This window comes from Kocuria sp. 2SI, from assembly GCF_005502825.1.
In the GTDB taxonomy this organism is placed as follows: Bacteria; Actinomycetota; Actinomycetes; order Actinomycetales; family Micrococcaceae; genus Kocuria; species Kocuria palustris.
On the sequence record NZ_SCNB01000001.1, the window covers coordinates 206,226 to 224,402 of the forward strand.

Consider the following 18,177-nt stretch of genomic DNA (forward strand, 5'->3'; position numbering starts at 1 on the left):
AGGGCTCAGCCTCCCCGCGTGAGGTCCTGGCCGTCGGCGGTCTCGGGATCCTCCTCGGGGTCGTCGTGCAGCACGGGCGCGGGGCGGCGCCCCTCGGCCTCGTCGAGTGCGGCCAGCGCCTCGATGAGGCTGAGGTGGGAGCTCACGTGCGGCATGTTGCCGAGCATCCGGCCCCCGTGGTCGGGATCGCCGTCGTAGGCGGTCGAGAGCAGCCCCAGATCGGTCGCCCGGCGCAGGACGCCGGCGAGCGTGCGTCGGGCCTCGTCGAGCTGGGAGCTGCGCGCCTGGTAGGCCGCCAGCCACAGCGTCACGCCGAAATGCGGGCTGTCCGGGCCCTCGAAGCCGTCCTGGCCGATCTGCGACTCGAAGTCGGCGGGATCGGAGCCCGGCGGCACGGACACGTTCTGGTAGCGGCGCAGCAGCCCGGACTCGGTGCCGAGCTCCTCGACGATGCGCTGGGCGGTGCGCACCATCCGCTCGTCCTCCCAGTCCACGAAGCCCAGGGAGGGCAGCTGCAGCAGCGAGGCGTCGACGCTCTGGGCGCCGTAGCGCTGCACGAACGTCCCCACGGCGGGGTCGTAGCCCGAGGTCCAGATCTCGAGCGCGAGCTGATCGCGGTGGGTCTCCCAGAGCTGCAGGTCGCCGTCGAGCCCGTGCGTGCGCACGGCCTCCACACCGGCCTGCAGCGCCGCCCACATCATGACCCGCGAGTGCGTGTGGAACTCCCGGTCCCCGCGCATCTCCCAGATGCCCTGGTCCGGCTCCTCGTACGACGCCACGACGTGGCCCAGCAGCGCCTTCTGGATCGGCCAGGACAGCTGATCCTCCTCCAGCCCGCGGCGGCGCAGCCGCTCGAAGGCCACGAGCAGGTAGCCCGCGGTGTCCGACTGCAGCTTCCCGGAGCTCGAGTTGCCCACGCGCACCGGGCGCGAGCGCTCGTAGCCCGGCAGGTCCACCGTGTGCTCGGAGGCCTCTCGCTCGCTGCCCACGCCGTACACGCTCTGGATGTCCTCGGCCGGCCCGGCCACGGAGCGCAGCATCCAGTTGCGCAGCTGCAGGGCCTCGCGGTCGTGGCCGTGCTCGAGCATGACCTGCAGCGCCTGGGCGGCATCGCGCAGCCACGAGTAGCGGGCATCCCAGTTGCGCTCCCCGCCGATCTGCTCCGGCAACGACATCGACGGCGCCGCCACCAGACCGCCGCTGCGCTGGTGCATGAGCGAGCGCACGACCAGCAGGGACCGGCGCACGGCCTCCTCGCGCTCCTCGAGGCTCAGCAGGGGATCGGGGCCGTCCTCCTCGGCGGCGGCTCCGCCGTAGGTGGGCGCGCCGTCGCCGCCGTCGCTCGGCTCGACCTTCCCCTCTGTCCGCTGCGTGTTCTCCCACTGCTCGTCCCATTCGCGCCAGGTGTCCAGGGCGGTGCGCAGCTCGTCGCCGGCATCGACGGGCGGCGGCGGGGTGCGGTGCGACTCGAAGTGCGTCAGCACCAGGTCCCGGGTCTGACCGGCCGAGACGGTGAAGCGCGAGACGTGGCGCGGGCCGTTGTCGTCATCGATGCGCTCGGCGGGGGCCTCGCTGCGCAGGACCATGGCATCGGCACCGGCCAGGGCGATCAGCTCCTCGTCGCCGATCTCCCCGGTCTCGGGGTCCTCCAGGCCGGCGAAGTGCGAGATCCAGGGGGTGATGCGCCCGTAGTCGAAGCGCAGGCGCAGGTCCTGGACCATCTCCACGTCCCCGGTCAGGCCCTCGATCCGCCGGACGACGTTCAGCTGGGTGCCCAGCGGCATGAAGTCGGTGACGCGCACCGAGCCGGTGTCCGTGATCCACACGGTGTGCAGCACGAAGGTGTGCTCGGCGTAGAAGCGATCGCCCACGCGGCATTGATCGCGCCACTGCTCCTCGGGCAGATCGCGGCCGTCGTCGTCCACGGTGGCGGCCGGCGCCAGCAGCCAGCGGCCGTGGTCGGCATCGCCCAGGATCGCTCCGAAGACCGACGGGGAGTCGTAGCGGGGCACGCACATCCAGTCGATCGAGCCGCGCCGCGAGATCAGCGGCCCGGTCTGCATGTCGGAGAGCAGCGCGTAGTCCTCGAGGGGGGAAGCCATGGCACCAATCTGACATATCCGAGCCCGCTTCGAGCACTCGGCCCGGGTGGAAGGCGCGCGGGGCGGCGGGCTCGACGATCTCCCGGTCATCGAGCAGCCGCCCCGCGGCCCCGCCCGCCCGTCAGGACGCGCGGGCACTCCCCCCGCCCGCGGGCCTCGGTCTCCCGGCCTCGGCCCGCGGCTCGGCCGCCCCTGCCCGGGGCGGCCGCTCTCCGCCCGGCGGATGCGGGCGGAGGCCTGTCCGTCGCCGGCCCTTCAGGAACCGACGACGAGTCGTGCACCGCGCCTGCGACGCGCAGGGCGCCGCGGCAGCGGAAGTCTGTGCGCGGATCAGTCCAGTCGCTGCGCGGAGGACCTGCGCAGCAGCGCCAGTCCCCCCACGAAGGACCCGGTGGCCAGCAGCGCCAGCACGAGCCGCTGGGCATCGCGATCGGAGGACACCTGCGGCTGCGAGCCGGAGGCGGCCAGCCCGCTCTCGGAGGCCGGCACCGCAGCGACCGTCTCCGACTCGGGCACCTGCTGACGGGCCACGGAGATGTCGATGCCGTCCATCGACCCGACAGCGCGCAGCGCCTCGGCGCCGGCCAGGTCAGGGCTGTCGCCGTACCAGGTGCTCAGGGCCTCGTCCTCGCGGCCGGGCTCCCAGACGGTGACCTCGAGCAGCACGGGCGCCCCGGGCCGGGCGGCTCCCTGCAGGAGATAGCGGCCCTCGGAATCGGCCTGCACCGAGCCGAGCGGTTCGCGCCGGCCGTCGAGGCCCGGCGCGAAGGCCTCGACCCGCGCCGTCTCCCGGTCGCTGAGCCCGTCGACGATCCCGGAGATCTCGAGGGGAAGGGTCAGGGACTCCTGCGCGGATGCCGTCTCGACGGCCGCCGGCGGGGCCTGGTCCTGCGCCAGGGCGGGAGCCGCAGCACCCACCAGCAGCAGCGGGACGGTCGCGGCGATGATCTCAGCGGAGCGTCGAACGGACATCATGTCCTCCTCGGTTCGTGTGCTAATGCAATCTTTGCATAGGCACATCACGAACGCAAACTTCTGCTGCTGTCGTCGCCGAGAAAGCCTCGAGGCCGCACCTGCGCCGCCCATCCGACCGGAGGGGAAGCTCAGGTGCGGCCTCGATGGACGCGCCGCGGGATCAGCTCACTGCTCAGGGTGGACGCGCTGACCGAACTGGGGGCCGCCGTCGTCATCTGCCGGCTTCTTCCCGGAGTCCTTCTGCGCCTCGCGCTGCTCGCGGGTGGCCCGGCGTTGGGCGTAGAGCTTGGCGGAGGAGCGGTTGACGCCGGTTCCCTCGCCCAGGGAGGGGTCGTTGGGCTTCTCGATCATCATGAGGGTCGCGCACACCACCACGGAGGCGATGAATGCGATCCCGCCGATGATCAGCCCGAGGTCCAGCCGCAGGCCCCCCTCGGTCCCGCCCGCGCCCACGACCGAGGCGATGCCGAACGCCACGAGCCCCAGGACCGCGGACACCGCCAGGGGTGCCTTCACATCCGGGGTGCGGCGCTTGGACCGTCGGTTGTCTCCAGCCACGGGGCTGTCCTCCTGAAGTCGTCGTCATGCGGGCTCGAGAGCCAGTGCTGCGCCCTGCGCCGAAAGCGGGCCGTCGAGCGGATGCGAGCCCCCGTGCGAGCGTCACTCGGACACCCAGGCGCGCCGGAGGCACACCGTTCCAGTCTACTCCGCGCCGCGCGGGTCCGGATCGGCGGGGACCCCGCCGGAGCGGGACTCATGGCGCAGGGTGAGACCGGCGAGCAGCAGCAGGACCCCCGAGATGATCGCAGCGCCTCCCACGACACCCAGGATCGCGTGCGGCCCCAGCCCGGCCACGAGCAGCACGCCGATCGCGGCCGCGGCGGTGACGAGACCCACGATCTGCCAGTCCTTGGCCAGGGGATGCAGGCCGCGGCGCGACGTGCCCAGCCAGCCCTCCGGCAGGCCGACCAGGAACAGCACGACGGAGGCCACCAGCGCCAGCGTCTCGGCGGTGGACGGGATCATCACCACGGCGATGCCTCCCAGGACCCACATGATCCCGGTCGAGCGCGGCACGGTGGCCAGTCCGCCCAGATCCAGGCTCTTGTGGTCACGGGAGCGCAGATCGCCCCACAGCACGCAGGCGCCCACGGCGGCCATCCAGAGCCCGAGCAGCCAGATGCTGAAGCCCAGGCTCGGGTCCGTCACGAAGATCGTGCAGGCGGCGAAGGCCAGCGTCAGCAGGGCGCGCACCAGGGTGGGCGCGACCAGACCACGCAGGGCTGCTGGTTCGTAGGACACGGGCATCAGCTTCCGGGGACGACAGCGGCGGGGCATCCGCAACGGGATGCCCCGCCACTGTAGTGCGAGGTCCTGACGGCGCAGCCGCTGAGTCGGCTCAGGCGTCGAAGCGAGCGCCGCGGGGATTCGGCTCCAGCACCAAGAAGTACAGGAGGATGAACCCGCCGACCATCGGCACGAAGGAGATGAAGTACCACCAGCCGGAGCGATCAGTGTCGTGCAGGCGGCGGACGGTGGCGGCCAGCGTCGGGAGGAACGTCACGAGCCCGACGAGTGCGAGCAGGCTGTAGAGCAGCATCGCCACCACCGCTGCCCCTGCACCCACCCCCGCCGCGGTATCGCTGCCGGTGGAGGCGCCCGCCGCGGAGGCGATCAGAATGATGATGATCAGGACCATCACGACCATGCTCAGGGCGAACAGCACCAGCGCGGGCCACCAGTACTGGGAGCGCGAGGCTCGCCCGGAGAACTGCACGTACTTCCGGAAGTAGTCCTTCACCGCCTCGGCGAGGCCCATGGGCTGGCCGGGCTGGGTGCCCTGAGGCAGCTGGACCCCTCCGCCGTACCCGGGCTGCTGCTGGTACGGGGACGAGTGCTGGGGCTGGTACTGGTACTGGGGCGTGCTCATGAGGGCCTTTCGCCGAGCTGAGGTCACGGTGGGGGCACCGACCCGGAGCCGGCAGACCGCATCCACAGGAAACTGATGCGACGACATCATTACTCAGCAAGCGTGAAATTTGCAATCGACACACTTGCATGCGTCGCGGATGACGTCTCGGCAGTCGCAGGCAGGCCCCCCGAATCTCCCGCACACGAAGGACCACGGGGCTCGGAGCCGATCGGCTCCGAGCCCCGGGGATCCGCCCGAGAGGCTGAGGACTCAGCTCTTGTCAGCCTGCGCCCGGTTCGGCACGACCATCACGGGGCACACGGCGTCGACCAGCACAGCCTGGGAGACCGAGCCCAGGACCAGTCCGCGGAAGCCGCCGCGGCCGCGCGTGCCCATCACCACGAGGTCCGCGGAGGCGGAGGCCTGCACGAGGGCGTCGGCGGGGCGGCCCGAGAGGATGTGGATGCTGGTGTCCAGGCCGGAGAACTGCTTGACGATGTCGTCCTCGACCTCCTGCAGCATGTTCCGCGCCGGCTCCGTGAGCTGCTCCGAGACCGCCTGATCGAGCTCCGCGGAGCCCGAGGGCAGGGAGGTCATGGACGGGATCACGGTCACGAGCGAGAGGCCCTTGCCGTGGGCCTGGGCGTACTCGGCCGCCTTCCGGACCGACGGTGACTCCAGGCCGAGCTTGTCGACGGCCACGACCACGCGGCCGGTGAAGTCGCCCTGGGTGGGCTCGATGGTCTCCGGCAGGACGATGACCGGGCACTCGGCGTGGGCGGCGGTGGCGGCGGAGACGGAGCCCAGGCGACCGCGCAGACCGTGCAGGCCGCGCTTGCCCAGGACCACCAGGGAGCTGTTCCGCGATTCGTTGACGAGGACCCCGGCGACGTCGCCGCGCTCCAGGACGCCCTGGGCGCGCACGCCCGCATCCTTGGCCTTCTGCACGGCGCGGCGGGCGGTCTGCTCGGCCTCGTCCTCGATCTTCTCCAGGAACGGACCGGTGATGGCGGCATCCGCCACGACCGGGCGACCGGTGGAGACCACCACGGTCAGCTCGCCGTCCAGGGCCTTGGCCTCTCCGATGGCCCAATCCAGGGCCTTCTCCGCGAACTCGGAGCCGTCATAGCCGACGAGGATCTTCTGGGTCATCGCTCTGCCTTTCCACACTGAAAGCCGGTGGAGAGGCCCTGTGCGACCTGGCGGATCGGGCCCGGAGACCGTGCGCCTTGCGGCGCCGCTCCTGACTGCCTCTCCACCTTCATTCTATGACAGCGCGCACATCCGGGCCCGTTGTGATGGCAACCGACGGCATCCGCCGATCACCTCTCGAGATGGGCTCCAGGTGCGCCCGGTCGTCGCGTCGGCGGGCCCCGACCGGCCGCTTCTCCACCGCCCACGCATCGACGGAGCACCGAAGCAGGTGATGCGCCCCGCGGAGTCAGTCGAGCGGCGCCGCCGCCGCAGCGGCTCAGGCCTGAAGCAGCCAGCGATCCCCTCGGGAGCGCACTCCGAGCGTGACCCCGCGAGCTCCCATGTAGCCGAACGCGTAGGCGATCCACAGCAGCACCAGCCCGAGCGAGCCGCCGAGATCCGCCAGCACCAGTGCTGCGAGCATCGGCAGGTAGACCACCAGGTTCACCACACCCGCCAGGGCCAGGTAGCGGGCGTCGCCGGCTCCGATCAGCACGCCGTCGAGCACGAACACCCAGGCCGCCAGCGGCTGGCCCAGGGCCACCACGATCATCCCGAGGGCGAAGAGCCGCTGGACGTCAGGCGAGGGCGTGAGCAGGGGCGCGGCCAGCGGCAGGACAAGACCCACCACGAGCCCGGTGACCACGCCGAAGACCATCCCGAAGCTCACGATGCGCCGCACCAGGACGCGCACGGCCTCCCGGGCCTCGTCGCCGTCGGGGCCCTCGGCGCGGGTGTCGCGAGCCCCGGTCTCCTTGCCCACGAGCGCCTGCGCGGCGATGGCCAGGGCATCGAGCGCGTAGGCCATGACGTTGAAGATGGTCATGATCAGCTGATAGGCCGCGAGATTCTCCGCCCCCTGCCGGGTCACGACCACGACCGTGAGCATCAGCGCAGCGCGCAGGGAGACCGTGCGCAGCATGAGCCAGGAGCCCACCCCCATCAGTGCAGCGACCCGGCGCGGGGAGGTGGCCATGCCCACGCCCTCGACCCGGCAGCGCCGCCCGAGCAGGAGCAGCAGGACGGCTGCCATGGCCCACTGCGTGAGGCTCGTGCCCAGAGCCGCACCGGCCACGCCCATGCCGACCCCGTGCACCAGCGTCACGTTGGCGCCCACGTTCAGCGCAGCACCCGCCATGGCGATGACCAGCGGCGTGCGGGTGTCCTGCAGCCCGCGCAGCACGCCGGTGGCGGCGGTGACCAGCAGGATCGCGGGCAGCCCGGGCAGCGACCACCACAGGTACGACGAGGCCTGCTCCAGCACCGCGCCCTGACCGCCCATGGCCTGCAGCAGCGGTCGCCCCAGCACGGTGCCGAGCACCGCCAGGACCACGCCCAGTCCTGCGCCGAGCCAGAGTCCGTCGCGGCCCACCGCCAGCGCCTCGCGCATGCGCCCGGCACCCAGGTGCTTGGCCACTGCGGGAGTCGTTGAGTAGGCAAGGAACACCATGAGCCCCACGGCCGTCTGGACGACCGCCCCGGCCAGGGCCACGCCGGCCAGCGGCTCGGTGCCCAGCCGCCCCACGATGACGGTGTCCGCCAGCAGGAACAGCGGCTCCGCGATGAGGGCGCCGAAGGCAGGCACGGCGAGTCCGAGGATGCGCCGATTCAGCCCCTTGCCGCCCGGCACATCGCTGCGCTGCACCTGTCCTGCCTCCGTCGTCTTCCGCCGTCTTCGAGCGCCTGTTCGTCGCGCCCCGTTGCTAGCCTTCCACAGTATCCATCCAGGGCCTCTCGGCCTGACCCGCACCCCCCAGGAGGTCTCGCGATGGCCCGCTCGTCCGGCGGACGCCCCGTGCGCTCCTCCCACCCGTCGTGGCCCCCGCTGCGCGTGCGCGCTGTGCTCAACGGGCTGGTCGCAGCCGCGGCGGGCATCGGGCTGCTGTGGCTGACCTGGGGAGCCCTGGACTTCACGGTCTACGACGCCTCCGGGGTCCCGGCTCCCATGCGGGTCATCGCGCTGTGGTTCGCGGTCGGGCTGCCGATCGCCTGGCTGGCCATCGGGCTGCACCTGCTGGTGGCCGCGATGCTCAGCTCAGACCGCGTCCTGCTCGCCCACGGCTCCGCCGAGTGGGAGCCCGGGGCCCAGGACGACGTCCTGCGCGGCGTCCGCGTGCGCCGCTGGCGGCTGGGGCTGCTCGGCGGTCGTCGCGTCTCCGCCCCCACGCTGGGCTGGCTCCCCGAGCTCTCCCCGTACGGCCTGGCACCACTGGGCGGCGGGATCCTCACGCTGCTCGTGATGCTGGCCTGGATGGCCCGCGGCTACGGCGCCGGAGTGATCGCGCTGATCGCGGCGATCCTGTGGCTGGGCTGGCGGCTGCTGCGCGGCTGGCAGGCCTGGAGCGACGTCCGCGACCACCGAGCCCGCCCGCGCCCTTCCCAGGAGCCGGACTCCACCCCGGACGAGGTCTGGGAGGACGAGGAACTAGACGACGGCTGGCAGGACGAGCCCGAGCCCGCACGCAGCCGCGCCGAGGACCTCGACTCCATCGCCGGGATGCCCCGCTACCGGGAGGATCGGCCGACCGCCGCGAGCATCGCCGCGACCCGGCGGGTCGATCGCGCCGAGGAGGACGACCCCACTGCCGCCCTGCCGCTCTACGTGGACGACGACGAGCACCGCAGGGCCCCCGAGGACGGTCCGCAGACCGCCCCGCTGCAGACCGTGCCCGCACGGGACGAGCCCCTGCGCCGCGGACGTCGCGGCAGGCGCGGGGCACGCGGGGACTCAGAGCACGGCTCTGCGGACGACGGCCCGCCGGAGGTGCTGGTCGATCGCTCCGTGCAGCGCGCGATCCGCGCCAAGCAGGCCCGTCGCGGCGCACCCGTGGAGCAGCAGGAGCCCGCGCGCGGCCGCTCCGGGCGCGGTCGAGGAAGCGGCCGGGGGTCTCAGCGCCCGGGCCCGGCGGCCGCGGACGAGCAGCCCCAGGGCCTGCGCGCGTACCTGGGCCAGCGCCGCCACCAGGGACAGGAGGATTCCGGGACGCGGGCCCTGCGCGAATCCGCGGGCCAGCGCATCCGCCGCGAGGACCGGGTCCCGGCCCCGCGCCCCCGTCCGACGTCGCGGCCGACGCGCTCGGACGAGCCCTTCGACCAGGACCGTCCCTCACGCCGCGGCGGCGCGCCCACGGCGGCCGATGCAATGGACGAGATCTACGGCCACGACGACCACGCGCCCTCGCTGCTTCCTACCTCTCCCGCCGCCGCGACGACGACGCCGGCTGAGGGCCTCGCGCGCAGCTGCGCGTCGCGCACGTGAGAAGCGCCCGCCGCCGGCTGCTCCGGGGGCGCAGGGAGGCTCTCGTCGGCGGCCGCCCCCTGGGCTCAGTACCCGCGCAGCTGCTCGATCTTGCGACGGTCCTTCTTGGTGGGCCGCCCTGCACCCCGGTCGCGCTGCGGCACCGCGGAGCGCAGCTGGGGCGGCGGCGGGGTCGAGCGGTCCTCGTAGCACTCCCGGGCCACCGGGGCGCCCACGCGCTTGAGCAGCAGCCTGCGGACCACGATCTCCTGCTGCCAGCCCGGGCGCCTGACCGTGACCGTGTCCCCCACGCGCAGCGCCTGCGCCGCCTTCACGGGAGCACCGTTGAGCCGCACGTGCCCGGCCCGGCAGGCCGTCGTGGCCTCCGAGCGGGTCTTGAAGATCCGGACGGACCATAACCACACGTCCAGGCGGACGGAGGCTGGACCGTTGTCAGGGGCGGTGCTCATGGCGCCATCCTCCCATTCGGGAGCCGTCGAGATTCCTCGCGATGTGGCCTTGCTCACAGCAGCAGACAGGAGTAGCGTCTGGCGCACCACAGGTCGACAGACGGGAGTGCGAATGGAGAAGGCATCCATCAGCGGGACCGACACGGGCAGGGCTGCAGAAGCCGCGCAGTGAAGGCCGGAGCAGACCGCAGCAGCCGAACCGGTTGACGATCGAGCCCAGCACAACGTGAGACGGGTCATCAACACACCGGCGGCGCGCATGCGGCGCAGGCGATAACCATCGAGAAGAGCACGGTGGCAAGCCGACCCCGCAGTAGGACCGCGCAGACCAAACGAGGACCCCGGAGGCGATCGCGACGCCCCGGGGTCCTCGCATGCCCGGGCTCCTCCGATCTCAAGGACCGACGCAGCCGCACGGGCACCTCGCACCCGCGAGGAGTCGCCTGCGCAGACCATCGCTCGCCCAAGCCCTGCGTGAGCGAATCCTCGCGAGCCCCTCAGTCACCCCGGGTCGCAAGACGGGCACCCGGACGGCGCGGCGCCCCGGCTCGCAGGAGCCGGGGCGCCGTGGTCCGCCGATCCCGAGTGCGGGATCATGCGTCAGTCGATCAGGAGGCGACGACGGAGGCCAGGCGGTTCATGGACTCCTCCAGCTCCTCCTCCGAGATCATGGGGAAGTGGACCTTCTTGAGGATCTCGGGGTTGGCGTCCTTCCACGTGTAGGTCTGGGTGACGCGCGTCTGGCCCTCGCCCAAGGACTCGAGCTCCCAGACCCACTCCCAGCCGTTGTCCTCGACCGTGGTGCCCTGCCTAGCGGGCTTCCAGGCGATCAGCTTGTTGGGGTCGAAGCCTGTGACCGTGTTGTCGGTCTTGTAGTCGCCGCCCTGGTCCTCGCGGTGCATGTCCATGGTGAAGACGTCACCGGCCTTCTCGATGCGCTGGTCCGAGCCGTTCTTGATGTTGCCGGAGCCGTCGAAGTCGACGTGGCGGGCAGGCAGGGACAGGATCTGGAAGATCTCGGCCGCCGGGGCATCGATCTCGCGGGTGACGGTGACGGAGGTGTCAGTGGTCGTCATGCTGAAGTGCTCCTTTTCATCAGGGGACTTTCGTGTGACCAGAGTAGGAAGACTGCGGCCCGGATCACAACGCCGTTCTCCCCCAGAGGAAGTGCCGAGAGCCGCTGGCTAGCCTGGAGGCATGCAGCAGCGCACCGTGATCGGCCTGGACATCGGCGGAACCTCCACCCGCGGCCTGCGCGCGGACGGCCCCGCCGCCGCACCGGGGCCCGAGCTCGTCATCGGCGCCGAGGCCTCCGGCGGCAGCTCCAACGTGCAGAACGTGAGCCGCGACCAGGCCCGGCAGAGGCTGGCCGCCGTGCTCGAGGAGCTGGGCGCCCCCGGACTGGATCCGGCCGCGCAGCACGTGGACGTGGTGATCGGGGCGGGCGGCGTGGACACCGACGACGACGCCCGCCGGCTCCGGCGGCTCGTGATCGAGGCGGCGGGGACTCTGGCCGCAGCGCGGTTCCGCATCGTGCACGACACCCGTCTGCTGCTGGCCGCCGCCGGGGCGGACGAGGGCATCGCGCTGATCGCCGGCACCGGTTCCGTGGCCTGGGGGCGGACCGCCGACGGCTCCGAGGCCCGTCGCGGCGGCTGGGGCTACCTGCTGGGCGACGAGGGCAGCTCGTTCTGGGTCGGCCGCGAGGCCGTGCGCCGCGCCCTGCGACGAGCCGACGCCGGCGAGCCCGCCGATGAGCTCGACCGCGCCGTGCTCGAGACCCGCGGGCTGGGGCAGCGCTCGGAGCTGATCGCGGACTTCCACGACCGCTTCGAGCGCACCGCCTGGGCGGGTCTGGCCACGCACGTGGACCGCTGCGCCAGCGCCGGCCTCCTGGGAGCCCGCGAGCTGCTCGAGGCCGCCGCAGGGCACCTGATCGAGATGGCAGCCGGGGTCGCCGAGCAGCTGAGCCTCACGGGTCCGATCGTGCTGGGCGGAGGGCTGGGCTCGTCGTCAGTCCTGAGGGACTCCCTGGCCGAGGCAGCGGCGGCCGCCGGGCTCAGCGCGCCGGAGCCGCTGCGGGTCCCGCCGGTGCACGGGACGCTGCGCCTGGCGGAGGCCTGAGCGCGGGCGCGCTCGCCCGCGTAGGCTCGGAGACACACCCCGTCCGATGAAAGAGGTGCTGATCGTGTCCCCGAATCGCTCCAGCGGCTCCTCCGGAGGCTCCGACGAGCAGCCGGGCGGCGCGCTGTCGCATCCCTCGCAGCTCACGCAGGCGGATCCGGAGCGCCTGTCCGCGCTGACCCGGGATGCGGAGGCCTCCCGCGAGACGCTGAGGGCCGTCCTGTCGGACGCCGGGGCCGAGCCCCGGGATCGCGTGGCTGCCGCGGTGCTGCTCGAGGCCGTCCTCTCGGACAGCGGCGCGATCGACGCCCTGGACGACGAGACCGCTGCCAGCACCCAGGCGCTCGAGCTGAGGTTCGCACCGGCGCTGCGCCCCGCCGCCGCACGGGCCCTCGGCACGCCGGCGACCGTGCAGCTGCTGAGCTGGGCCGCGCAGTCCAGCCCCGGGGCGCCTCCCGTGGAGGCCGCCGAGGCGGCCGCGCACCTGGGCGTGGACGACGACGGACGCATCTACGGCCGCGTGTCGCAGCGAGCCGTGCAGATCTCCGAGCAGAAGGGCCTCAGCCGCGCCCTCAAGGATCGGCTGCGCCGACTCACCGATGCCCTGGGCGTTGCCGATCAGCAGGCCCGACGCCAGCGCGCCGAGCAGACCCCCGCAGACGGGGACACCGCGACGGCCGGCGACTCGACGCCGCAGGCCCCTGCTCACCAGGAGGACCCCGCACCGTCGTGGACCTCGGACGACGATTCCGCCCTGGCCTCGATGCTGGGCCGAGAGCCGGACGATGAGCCTGTCTCGGATCGGCCGCGCCCGTCGGGCGAGGCGAGCACTCAGCCCCCGCAGGCCCCGGACTTCGGCCGGCCCGTGGGATTCGACGGCGGGGGCAGCGCCGCCTTCGACCGACCCTCCGGCTCCGATGAGGACGTCCCGCAGGCCCAGCAGGGCAGCGGACCGGGCTACGGCCCCGGCAGCGGCACGACCGAGGGCCAGCCGCCGCGCTCCTACGACTTCCGCTACCTGGGCGATGAGACCCCCAAGCCGACCACGGAGGCCGAGAAGGCCGAGTTCCGCAGCACGCTGCGCAACTGGGGGATCTTCGCGCTGGCGCTGGTCCTGGTGATGATCATCGTGGCCATCATCCTCTGAGGGCCACGATGATCATCAGGGGCCTCACTGGGCGGTGAACTCCCACGGGCCGCTGGACTCCACGGTGATGAAGTACTCCTCGGCCGGCAGCTCCATGGTGCCCTCGCCGGGGCCGATCTCGTTGAAGATCGTCTCGGCGGTGGGGCCGTCCGGATCGGCAGTCTCGGCCTTGACGATGAAGTTGCCGTCACCCTCGACCTGGACGTCGAAGGAGCCGGCCTCTTCGCCCGTCCAGTGGAAGACCTTGGAGCCGTCGGCCTTGACCGACTGACCGGGGCTGACGTCCGGGATCTCGTCGATCGAGTAGACGTCGAACTGCCACTCGACATCGTCCTCGGCCGAGACCTTCACATCCGTGATGCGCTCGTCCATCCAGTAGGGATCTTCGAAGCCCACACCGGTGGTTCCGGGGACCACGCCGCCCATGGAGGTGGTGGAACCGTCCGTGCGCTGACCGGTGAAGTAGGCGTAGATGGAGCTGTCCCCGCTGGCGGAGCGACTGGTGTAGACCGGCGCGTCCTCGCCGTCCGGGTGCTCCAGGGCGAACTCGCCGTCGCCGGAGCCGGACTCGGACTGCACCGGCTCCACATCGGACAGGCCGGACAGCTCGACCACATCGCCCGTGGCGGAGGCCGAGCCGCCGCCCGAGCCCTCGGAGTCGTCCTCCGAAGCGCCCTCCGACGCATCGTCCGAAGCGCCCTCGGAAGCATCATCCGAAGACTCCGACGAGGCGTCGTCCGAGGAGTCCTCGGAGGCCCCTTCCGTGGACTCCTCCGAGGGCGACTCGCTGGCGGCCGCGGAGTCCTCCGTGCTCTCCTCACTCGACGTCTCCTCGGACGAGGAGGACGACGAGTCGTCGGAGGAGTCGTCGCCGCCGGTGGCGACGCAGCCGCTGAGGGCGAGCCCGGCGCTGAGCGACAGGGCGCCGAGGATCAGCGGTGAGCGGCGGCGCTTCGGCGCGCCCGAGCGCAGCTGCTCGGCGGGCTGGGTGTCCAGCTCCTCGTGCTCGGCGGACGACGACTGGGGGGTCTGTGACTTCCGGAAGCCCATGGGGGTGCTCCTTCTGCGCGGTGGTGCGACGGATGCCGGTGGATCCGGCTCCGCCTCCATCCTGCCTCATGCGTTCCCTAAAGCACACACCTGCGTCGTGATGACTCTGCGTGACGCCGGCAGCTCGGGCCTCTCGTCGTGTCGGGGCGCGGTCATAGGGTCGTGAGAACGGCCCCGGAGGCAGGGGCCAGCCGACCGCAGGAGGAATCATGACCGCCGCTCAGCAGCTGCTCGAGGACCTCGCCCGCCGCCCCGCCGACACCGCAGGACTGGTACTGGACGGCCTGGGCCTCCAGGAGGCGCACACCCAGCCGGGTGGGATCCACAACTCGATCGTGTGGCTGATCTGGCACGCCGCCCGCCAGGAGGACGTCCAGGTCGCCCAGCTCAGCGGCCGGGAGCAGGTCTGGAGCGCAGGCGGCTGGGCGCAGCGCCTGGGGATCGAGCGCGGGGCCGAGGACTTCGGCTTCGGCGACTCGGCCCAGGACGTCGGCGCGGTCACCACCAGCTCTCTCGAGGAGCTGGCCGCCTACCTCACCGAGGTGACGGAGGCATCGGCCCGGTACGCGACCGCGCTGTCGGACGACGAGCTCGCCGAGGTCATCGACGACTCCTACGACCCGCCCGTGACCCGCGGCGTGCGCCTGGTCTCGACCTTCGAGGACGCCTCGACCCACCTGGGACAGGCCGCCTACGCCCGCAGCCTCGTGGACAGCGGCTGGACGATCGGCTTCTGAGGCCCTCCCGGCCGCCGGGCCTGCCGACCACAGTGCCAGTCGTGCTGGGGCGCGGCGCCCGGACAGGCCGGGAGCGCCCCTGAGCGCGGAGCAGCTCAGGGCGGGTCAGCCCTGCGCGAGTCAGCTCTGCGCGGCTCCGGCGGCAAGGCCGGAGAACCACCGCCAGGTGCTGTCCTTGGCCGGGGTCATGGACCCGGAGACGATCCAGGCGATGTCATCGCTGTCCAGCGGGAACAGGGGGCGGCGCCGGGCCTCCTCGCCGGGCACATCGACGACCTCCGTCTCCTGATCCGCCTCCGCAGGATCCCCGCCCAGCTCCGCCCAGGGATCCTCCTGGAGCTCCTCGGGTCGAGCCAGGCTCCACAGCTGGGCGAAGCCCAGGGTCGTGCCGCAGCGCGCGGCGAGCTCCTCCGCCACCGCGGCCGCACGGGGTGCGCCGCGCAGGGTGGTGCCGTCGGGGGCTTCGGCCTCCGCCCCCGACAGCACCTCGGCGTCGCCGTCGGCGGCCTGCAGGAACGCCGTCAGCAGGGCCAGGGACGCATCCAGCAGCGCAGCGTCGCCCTGCGCAGCCGCCTCGGACCCCTCCGCCGCGCCAGAAGCAGGTGCCGCCGACGACGGCAGGTCTCCGTCGAGCTGCTCCCACGCCCAGCGCAGCCAGGACCAGTGCGCCGGCGACGCCGGACGGATCTCCGGCTCCCAGCGCGTGGCCGCTGCTGCCCAGTCGGCGTCGAGGGCGGGGGTGCCGGCGACCTTCGAGCCCTGCGGCTGCTGGGGCGGGATCGGTGCGGCGGGGTGACTGAACATGCCCGCCAGGCTACTGACCCTCGCCCGCAGGACGCGCGACGACGACGCGCCGCGGCCCCCGTTGTGGGGATCGCGGCGCGGCGTCGTCGAGTGCGCGTCGATCAGGCGACCGGGCGCTTCCTGCGGCTCAGGAATCGGAGCTGGCCGACTCGTACTCCTCCTCGGTCATGGGCGTGAAGCTCCACTTGCCGTCGGCGTCGACAGCGATGATGTACTCGCCCTCCTCGATCTCCAGGCCCCCGGTCACGGCGCCGATCTCGTTGAAGACGTACTGGGTGCCGGTGCCGTCGTCCGTGGGGGACTCGCCGTGGACGATGAAGTTCGACTCGCCGTCGTGCTCCACCCCCATGTAGGCGTCCTCCTCGGAGTTCCAGCGGAAGACGCCGGAGCCCTCGGCCTCGATGGTGTCGCCGTCGCCCGCCTCGGGCAGCGCGTCCATCTCGTAGAAGCTCAGGGTGTAGGAGTCGCCCTCCTCGGCCTCCATGTCCCACGAGGAGGTGTTCGAGGCCAGGCCGCCGCTGCTGCCGTACGGGTCCAGCAGGAAGGTCGCGGACTCGCCGGTCTCCACGCCGGAGAGGGTCTGGCCCTTGTCGGCCGAGCCGTAGACGTAGCTGTACTCGTCCTCGGAGGTGTTCTCGAAGACCACCACCAGGGGCTCGTCGTGCTCGGGGATCTCGACGGTGCCCCCGCCCTCGCCCTCGATGACCTCGATGGGCTCGCCGTTCATGGCGCCGGCATCGACCGTGTCGCCTGAGGCCTTGCTGTCCGAGGAGTCCGAGTCCTCGGTGGCCTTGCCGCTGGCCTCGGCGTCGTCGCCGTCCGTGGGGGCGCCCTTGGCGTCGGTGCTCGCGGCGCTTTCATCGGTGTCTTCCGAGGGAGCCTCGCTCGAGTCCTGGCCGGAGTCGCTCGACTCCTCGCTCGGGCGCTCCGTCTCGGCGGACTGCTCGGTCTCGGTCTCGGCGGGCTGCGTGGCCCCGGTCTCCTCGACTGGCGGCTCCTCGGTGGGGACGCAGGCAGAGAGCCCGAAGGCTGCGGTCACCGCCAGCATGCCGACGGTCAGCGGGGTGCGGAGAGTGCGATTCGTGCTCATGACGACCTCCTGAGATCGTGTCATTGGTGGTGCTCGGCTGGGGTGCCTGCCGGTCCTCTTCGTTCCGACACCTCAGAGTTAACCACTGCAAATGTGCATGTGCAAACCCCTGTCGTCCGAACAGCTCATTGTGACGATTCTTTACATCCGCAAACACGTGACCCGGTGGTCCACGACGCGCGAGAGCCCCCTTCGCATGCACGCGAAGGGGGCTCTCGCAGCGGTCAGCGGGGCCAGCCGGCTCAGGCGGCCCGCTGGTGAGCAATCACTCCTCGACCGGCTCGTAGTTCTTCTCGTAGTCCTCCTCGGTGATGGGCGAGAAGCTCCACTTGCCGTCGGCGTCGACGGTGATGATGTACTCGCCGTCCTCGACCTCGAGGCCGCCGTCGATCGCACCGATCTCGTTGAAGGCCAGCTGCGAGGTCTGTCCGTTGTCCTCCGGGGACTCGCCGTGGACGATGAAGTTCGACTCGCCGTCGTGCTTGACCGCGTAGTAGCCGTCATCCTCGAGGTTCCAGCGGAAGATGCCGGTGCCCTCGGCCTCGGAGCCCTGGCCGTCCTTGACCTCCGGGATGGAATCCAGCGGGTAGAAGCTCATCTTGAAGGTGTCGCTCGCGTCGCCCTCCATCTTCCACTTCTTGGTGTTGGAGTCGAGGCCGCCGTTGTAGCCGTACGGGTCCAGAAGGAAGATCACGGTCTCGCCGGTCTCGGCGCCTTCGAGGCTCTGTCCCGGATCGGCCGTGCCGTAGAGGTAGCTGAACTCGTCCTCGGAGGTGTTCTCGAAGACGACCACCAGGGGCTCGTCGTGCTCGGGGATCTCGACGGTGCCGTCGCCCTCGCCCTCGACGACCTCGATGGGCTCGCCGGAGAGCTTGGAGGCATCGACCAGATCGCCAGCCGGAGCAGCATCTTCCGACTTCGAGGAAGCGTCGCCGGAGGGCTTCTCCGAGGCGTCCTCGGACGCGTCCTCGGAAGTCTTCTCAGAGGCCTCTTCGGAGGCCTCCTCCGAGGCATCGTCCGAGGCCTCCTCCGACGGCGTCTCCTCAGCCTGGGTCTCCTCGGCCTGCGTCTCCTCCGAGGACGCGGCCTCGGTCTCCTCGCTCTGGCCCGAGTCGCTGGAGTCGTCCTCGACGGTGGGCACGCAGCCCGACAGGCCGATGACGCCCGTCAGGGCCAGGAGCCCGACGGTCAGGGGGGTGCGGAGATGACGATCCAGGCTCATGCTGTGCTCCTTGGGAAACGGCGACCAGATGGTGCGCGGGCCATGAGGTGACCTCGCGGGCTCAAGACCTCTCCAGGAAATCACGTATGCACACACCGGTTGGAATGAGAAG

General features: G+C 71.8%; 17 protein-coding genes. 4 read left to right on the forward strand and 13 right to left on the reverse strand.

Features of this window, described 5'->3' with window-relative positions; genetic code table 11:
• Nucleotides 1–5: 5 nt before the first annotated feature.
• From FFS25_RS00870 to FFS25_RS00900, 7 genes are all read right to left on the reverse strand, one after another.
• Entirely contained in the window at nucleotides 6–2,102 is a 2,097-nt protein-coding gene (locus FFS25_RS00870; RefSeq protein ID WP_137801573.1) for a glycoside hydrolase family 15 protein, read from the reverse strand.
• 330 nt (nucleotides 2,103–2,432) lie between these two features.
• Nucleotides 2,433–3,077, reverse strand: coding sequence for a hypothetical protein (locus FFS25_RS00875; protein ID WP_137801574.1), 645 nt, complete (start codon nucleotides 3,075–3,077; stop codon nucleotides 2,433–2,435).
• A 165-nt stretch (nucleotides 3,078–3,242) separates the two neighbouring features.
• The gene (locus FFS25_RS00880) at nucleotides 3,243–3,635 is read right to left on the reverse strand and encodes a hypothetical protein (RefSeq protein WP_137801575.1); all 393 of its coding nucleotides are present in this window, start codon (nucleotides 3,633–3,635) and stop codon (nucleotides 3,243–3,245) included.
• Between the two features lie 144 nt (nucleotides 3,636–3,779).
• Nucleotides 3,780–4,379, reverse strand: coding sequence for a DUF308 domain-containing protein (locus FFS25_RS00885; RefSeq protein ID WP_137801576.1), 600 nt, complete (start codon nucleotides 4,377–4,379; stop codon nucleotides 3,780–3,782).
• A 97-nt stretch (nucleotides 4,380–4,476) separates the two neighbouring features.
• Nucleotides 4,477–5,007, reverse strand: a complete 531-nt coding sequence (locus tag FFS25_RS00890) for a DUF805 domain-containing protein (RefSeq protein WP_171004037.1) — start codon at nucleotides 5,005–5,007, stop codon at nucleotides 4,477–4,479.
• 252 nt (nucleotides 5,008–5,259) lie between these two features.
• On the reverse strand, nucleotides 5,260–6,141 hold the full coding sequence (locus FFS25_RS00895; RefSeq protein ID WP_137801578.1) for a universal stress protein: 882 nt from the start codon (nucleotides 6,139–6,141) through the stop codon (nucleotides 5,260–5,262).
• Between the two features lie 319 nt (nucleotides 6,142–6,460).
• A complete protein-coding gene (locus tag FFS25_RS00900) occupies nucleotides 6,461–7,828 on the reverse strand; it encodes an MATE family efflux transporter (RefSeq protein ID WP_137801579.1) in 1,368 nt (455 codons plus the stop codon).
• A 123-nt stretch (nucleotides 7,829–7,951) separates the two neighbouring features.
• Here FFS25_RS00900 and FFS25_RS00905 point away from each other — a divergent pair, with 123 nt between their 5' ends.
• Entirely contained in the window at nucleotides 7,952–9,442 is a 1,491-nt protein-coding gene (locus tag FFS25_RS00905) for an MFS transporter (RefSeq protein ID WP_137801580.1), read from the forward strand.
• A 65-nt stretch (nucleotides 9,443–9,507) separates the two neighbouring features.
• Here FFS25_RS00905 and FFS25_RS00910 read toward each other — a convergent pair whose 3' ends face one another.
• On the reverse strand, nucleotides 9,508–9,891 hold the full coding sequence (locus FFS25_RS00910) for an RNA-binding S4 domain-containing protein (RefSeq protein WP_137801581.1): 384 nt from the start codon (nucleotides 9,889–9,891) through the stop codon (nucleotides 9,508–9,510).
• Between the two features lie 608 nt (nucleotides 9,892–10,499).
• Nucleotides 10,500–10,967: an SRPBCC domain-containing protein gene (locus FFS25_RS00915; RefSeq protein ID WP_137801582.1), complete on the reverse strand. Its 468-nt coding sequence runs from the start codon at nucleotides 10,965–10,967 to the stop codon at nucleotides 10,500–10,502.
• Nucleotides 10,968–11,088: 121 nt separating this feature from the next.
• Between FFS25_RS00915 and FFS25_RS00920 the strand changes: the two genes are divergently transcribed.
• Nucleotides 11,089–12,015, forward strand: coding sequence for a BadF/BadG/BcrA/BcrD ATPase family protein (locus FFS25_RS00920; protein WP_006214068.1), 927 nt, complete (start codon nucleotides 11,089–11,091; stop codon nucleotides 12,013–12,015).
• Nucleotides 12,016–12,079: 64 nt separating this feature from the next.
• Entirely contained in the window at nucleotides 12,080–13,162 is a 1,083-nt protein-coding gene (locus FFS25_RS00925; protein ID WP_137801583.1) for a hypothetical protein, read from the forward strand.
• Nucleotides 13,163–13,186: 24 nt separating this feature from the next.
• Here FFS25_RS00925 and FFS25_RS00930 read toward each other — a convergent pair whose 3' ends face one another.
• Nucleotides 13,187–14,212, reverse strand: a complete 1,026-nt coding sequence (locus tag FFS25_RS00930) for a hypothetical protein (protein ID WP_137801584.1) — start codon at nucleotides 14,210–14,212, stop codon at nucleotides 13,187–13,189.
• Between the two features lie 209 nt (nucleotides 14,213–14,421).
• On the opposite strand from FFS25_RS00930, the gene FFS25_RS00935 reads away from it, so the two are divergent.
• On the forward strand, nucleotides 14,422–14,949 hold the full coding sequence (locus tag FFS25_RS00935; protein WP_137801585.1) for a mycothiol transferase: 528 nt from the start codon (nucleotides 14,422–14,424) through the stop codon (nucleotides 14,947–14,949).
• 120 nt (nucleotides 14,950–15,069) lie between these two features.
• Here FFS25_RS00935 and FFS25_RS00940 read toward each other — a convergent pair whose 3' ends face one another.
• The 3 genes from FFS25_RS00940 to FFS25_RS00950 form a co-directional block, all read right to left on the reverse strand.
• Nucleotides 15,070–15,753 carry a hypothetical protein gene (locus FFS25_RS00940; protein WP_006214064.1) on the reverse strand — a complete coding sequence of 228 codons (684 nt, stop codon included), beginning with the start codon at nucleotides 15,751–15,753 and terminating at the stop codon, nucleotides 15,070–15,072.
• A 127-nt stretch (nucleotides 15,754–15,880) separates the two neighbouring features.
• The gene (locus FFS25_RS00945; protein ID WP_137801586.1) at nucleotides 15,881–16,843 is read right to left on the reverse strand and encodes a prolipoprotein diacylglyceryl transferase; all 963 of its coding nucleotides are present in this window, start codon (nucleotides 16,841–16,843) and stop codon (nucleotides 15,881–15,883) included.
• A gap of 265 nt (nucleotides 16,844–17,108) precedes the next feature.
• The gene (locus FFS25_RS00950) at nucleotides 17,109–18,065 is read right to left on the reverse strand and encodes a hypothetical protein (protein ID WP_137801587.1); all 957 of its coding nucleotides are present in this window, start codon (nucleotides 18,063–18,065) and stop codon (nucleotides 17,109–17,111) included.
• Between the last annotated feature and the right edge of the window lie 112 nt (nucleotides 18,066–18,177).

Coding starts and splice junctions, on each gene's coding strand:
- FFS25_RS00870 (WP_137801573.1), bottom strand. CDS start 2,102: ATGGCTTCCCCCCTCGAGGACTACGCGCTGCTCTCCGACATGCAGACC.
- FFS25_RS00875 (WP_137801574.1), bottom strand. CDS start 3,077: ATGATGTCCGTTCGACGCTCCGCTGAGATCATCGCCGCGACCGTCCCG.
- FFS25_RS00890 (WP_171004037.1), bottom strand. CDS start 5,007: ATGAGCACGCCCCAGTACCAGTACCAGCCCCAGCACTCGTCCCCGTAC.
- FFS25_RS00895 (WP_137801578.1), bottom strand. CDS start 6,141: ATGACCCAGAAGATCCTCGTCGGCTATGACGGCTCCGAGTTCGCGGAG.
- FFS25_RS00905 (WP_137801580.1), top strand. CDS start 7,952: ATGGCCCGCTCGTCCGGCGGACGCCCCGTGCGCTCCTCCCACCCGTCG.
- FFS25_RS00910 (WP_137801581.1), bottom strand. CDS start 9,891: ATGAGCACCGCCCCTGACAACGGTCCAGCCTCCGTCCGCCTGGACGTG.
- FFS25_RS00915 (WP_137801582.1), bottom strand. CDS start 10,967: ATGACGACCACTGACACCTCCGTCACCGTCACCCGCGAGATCGATGCC.
- FFS25_RS00920 (WP_006214068.1), top strand. CDS start 11,089: ATGCAGCAGCGCACCGTGATCGGCCTGGACATCGGCGGAACCTCCACC.
- FFS25_RS00930 (WP_137801584.1), bottom strand. CDS start 14,212: ATGGGCTTCCGGAAGTCACAGACCCCCCAGTCGTCGTCCGCCGAGCAC.
- FFS25_RS00935 (WP_137801585.1), top strand. CDS start 14,422: ATGACCGCCGCTCAGCAGCTGCTCGAGGACCTCGCCCGCCGCCCCGCC.
- FFS25_RS00940 (WP_006214064.1), bottom strand. CDS start 15,753: ATGTTCAGTCACCCCGCCGCACCGATCCCGCCCCAGCAGCCGCAGGGC.
- FFS25_RS00945 (WP_137801586.1), bottom strand. CDS start 16,843: ATGAGCACGAATCGCACTCTCCGCACCCCGCTGACCGTCGGCATGCTG.
- FFS25_RS00950 (WP_137801587.1), bottom strand. CDS start 18,065: ATGAGCCTGGATCGTCATCTCCGCACCCCCCTGACCGTCGGGCTCCTG.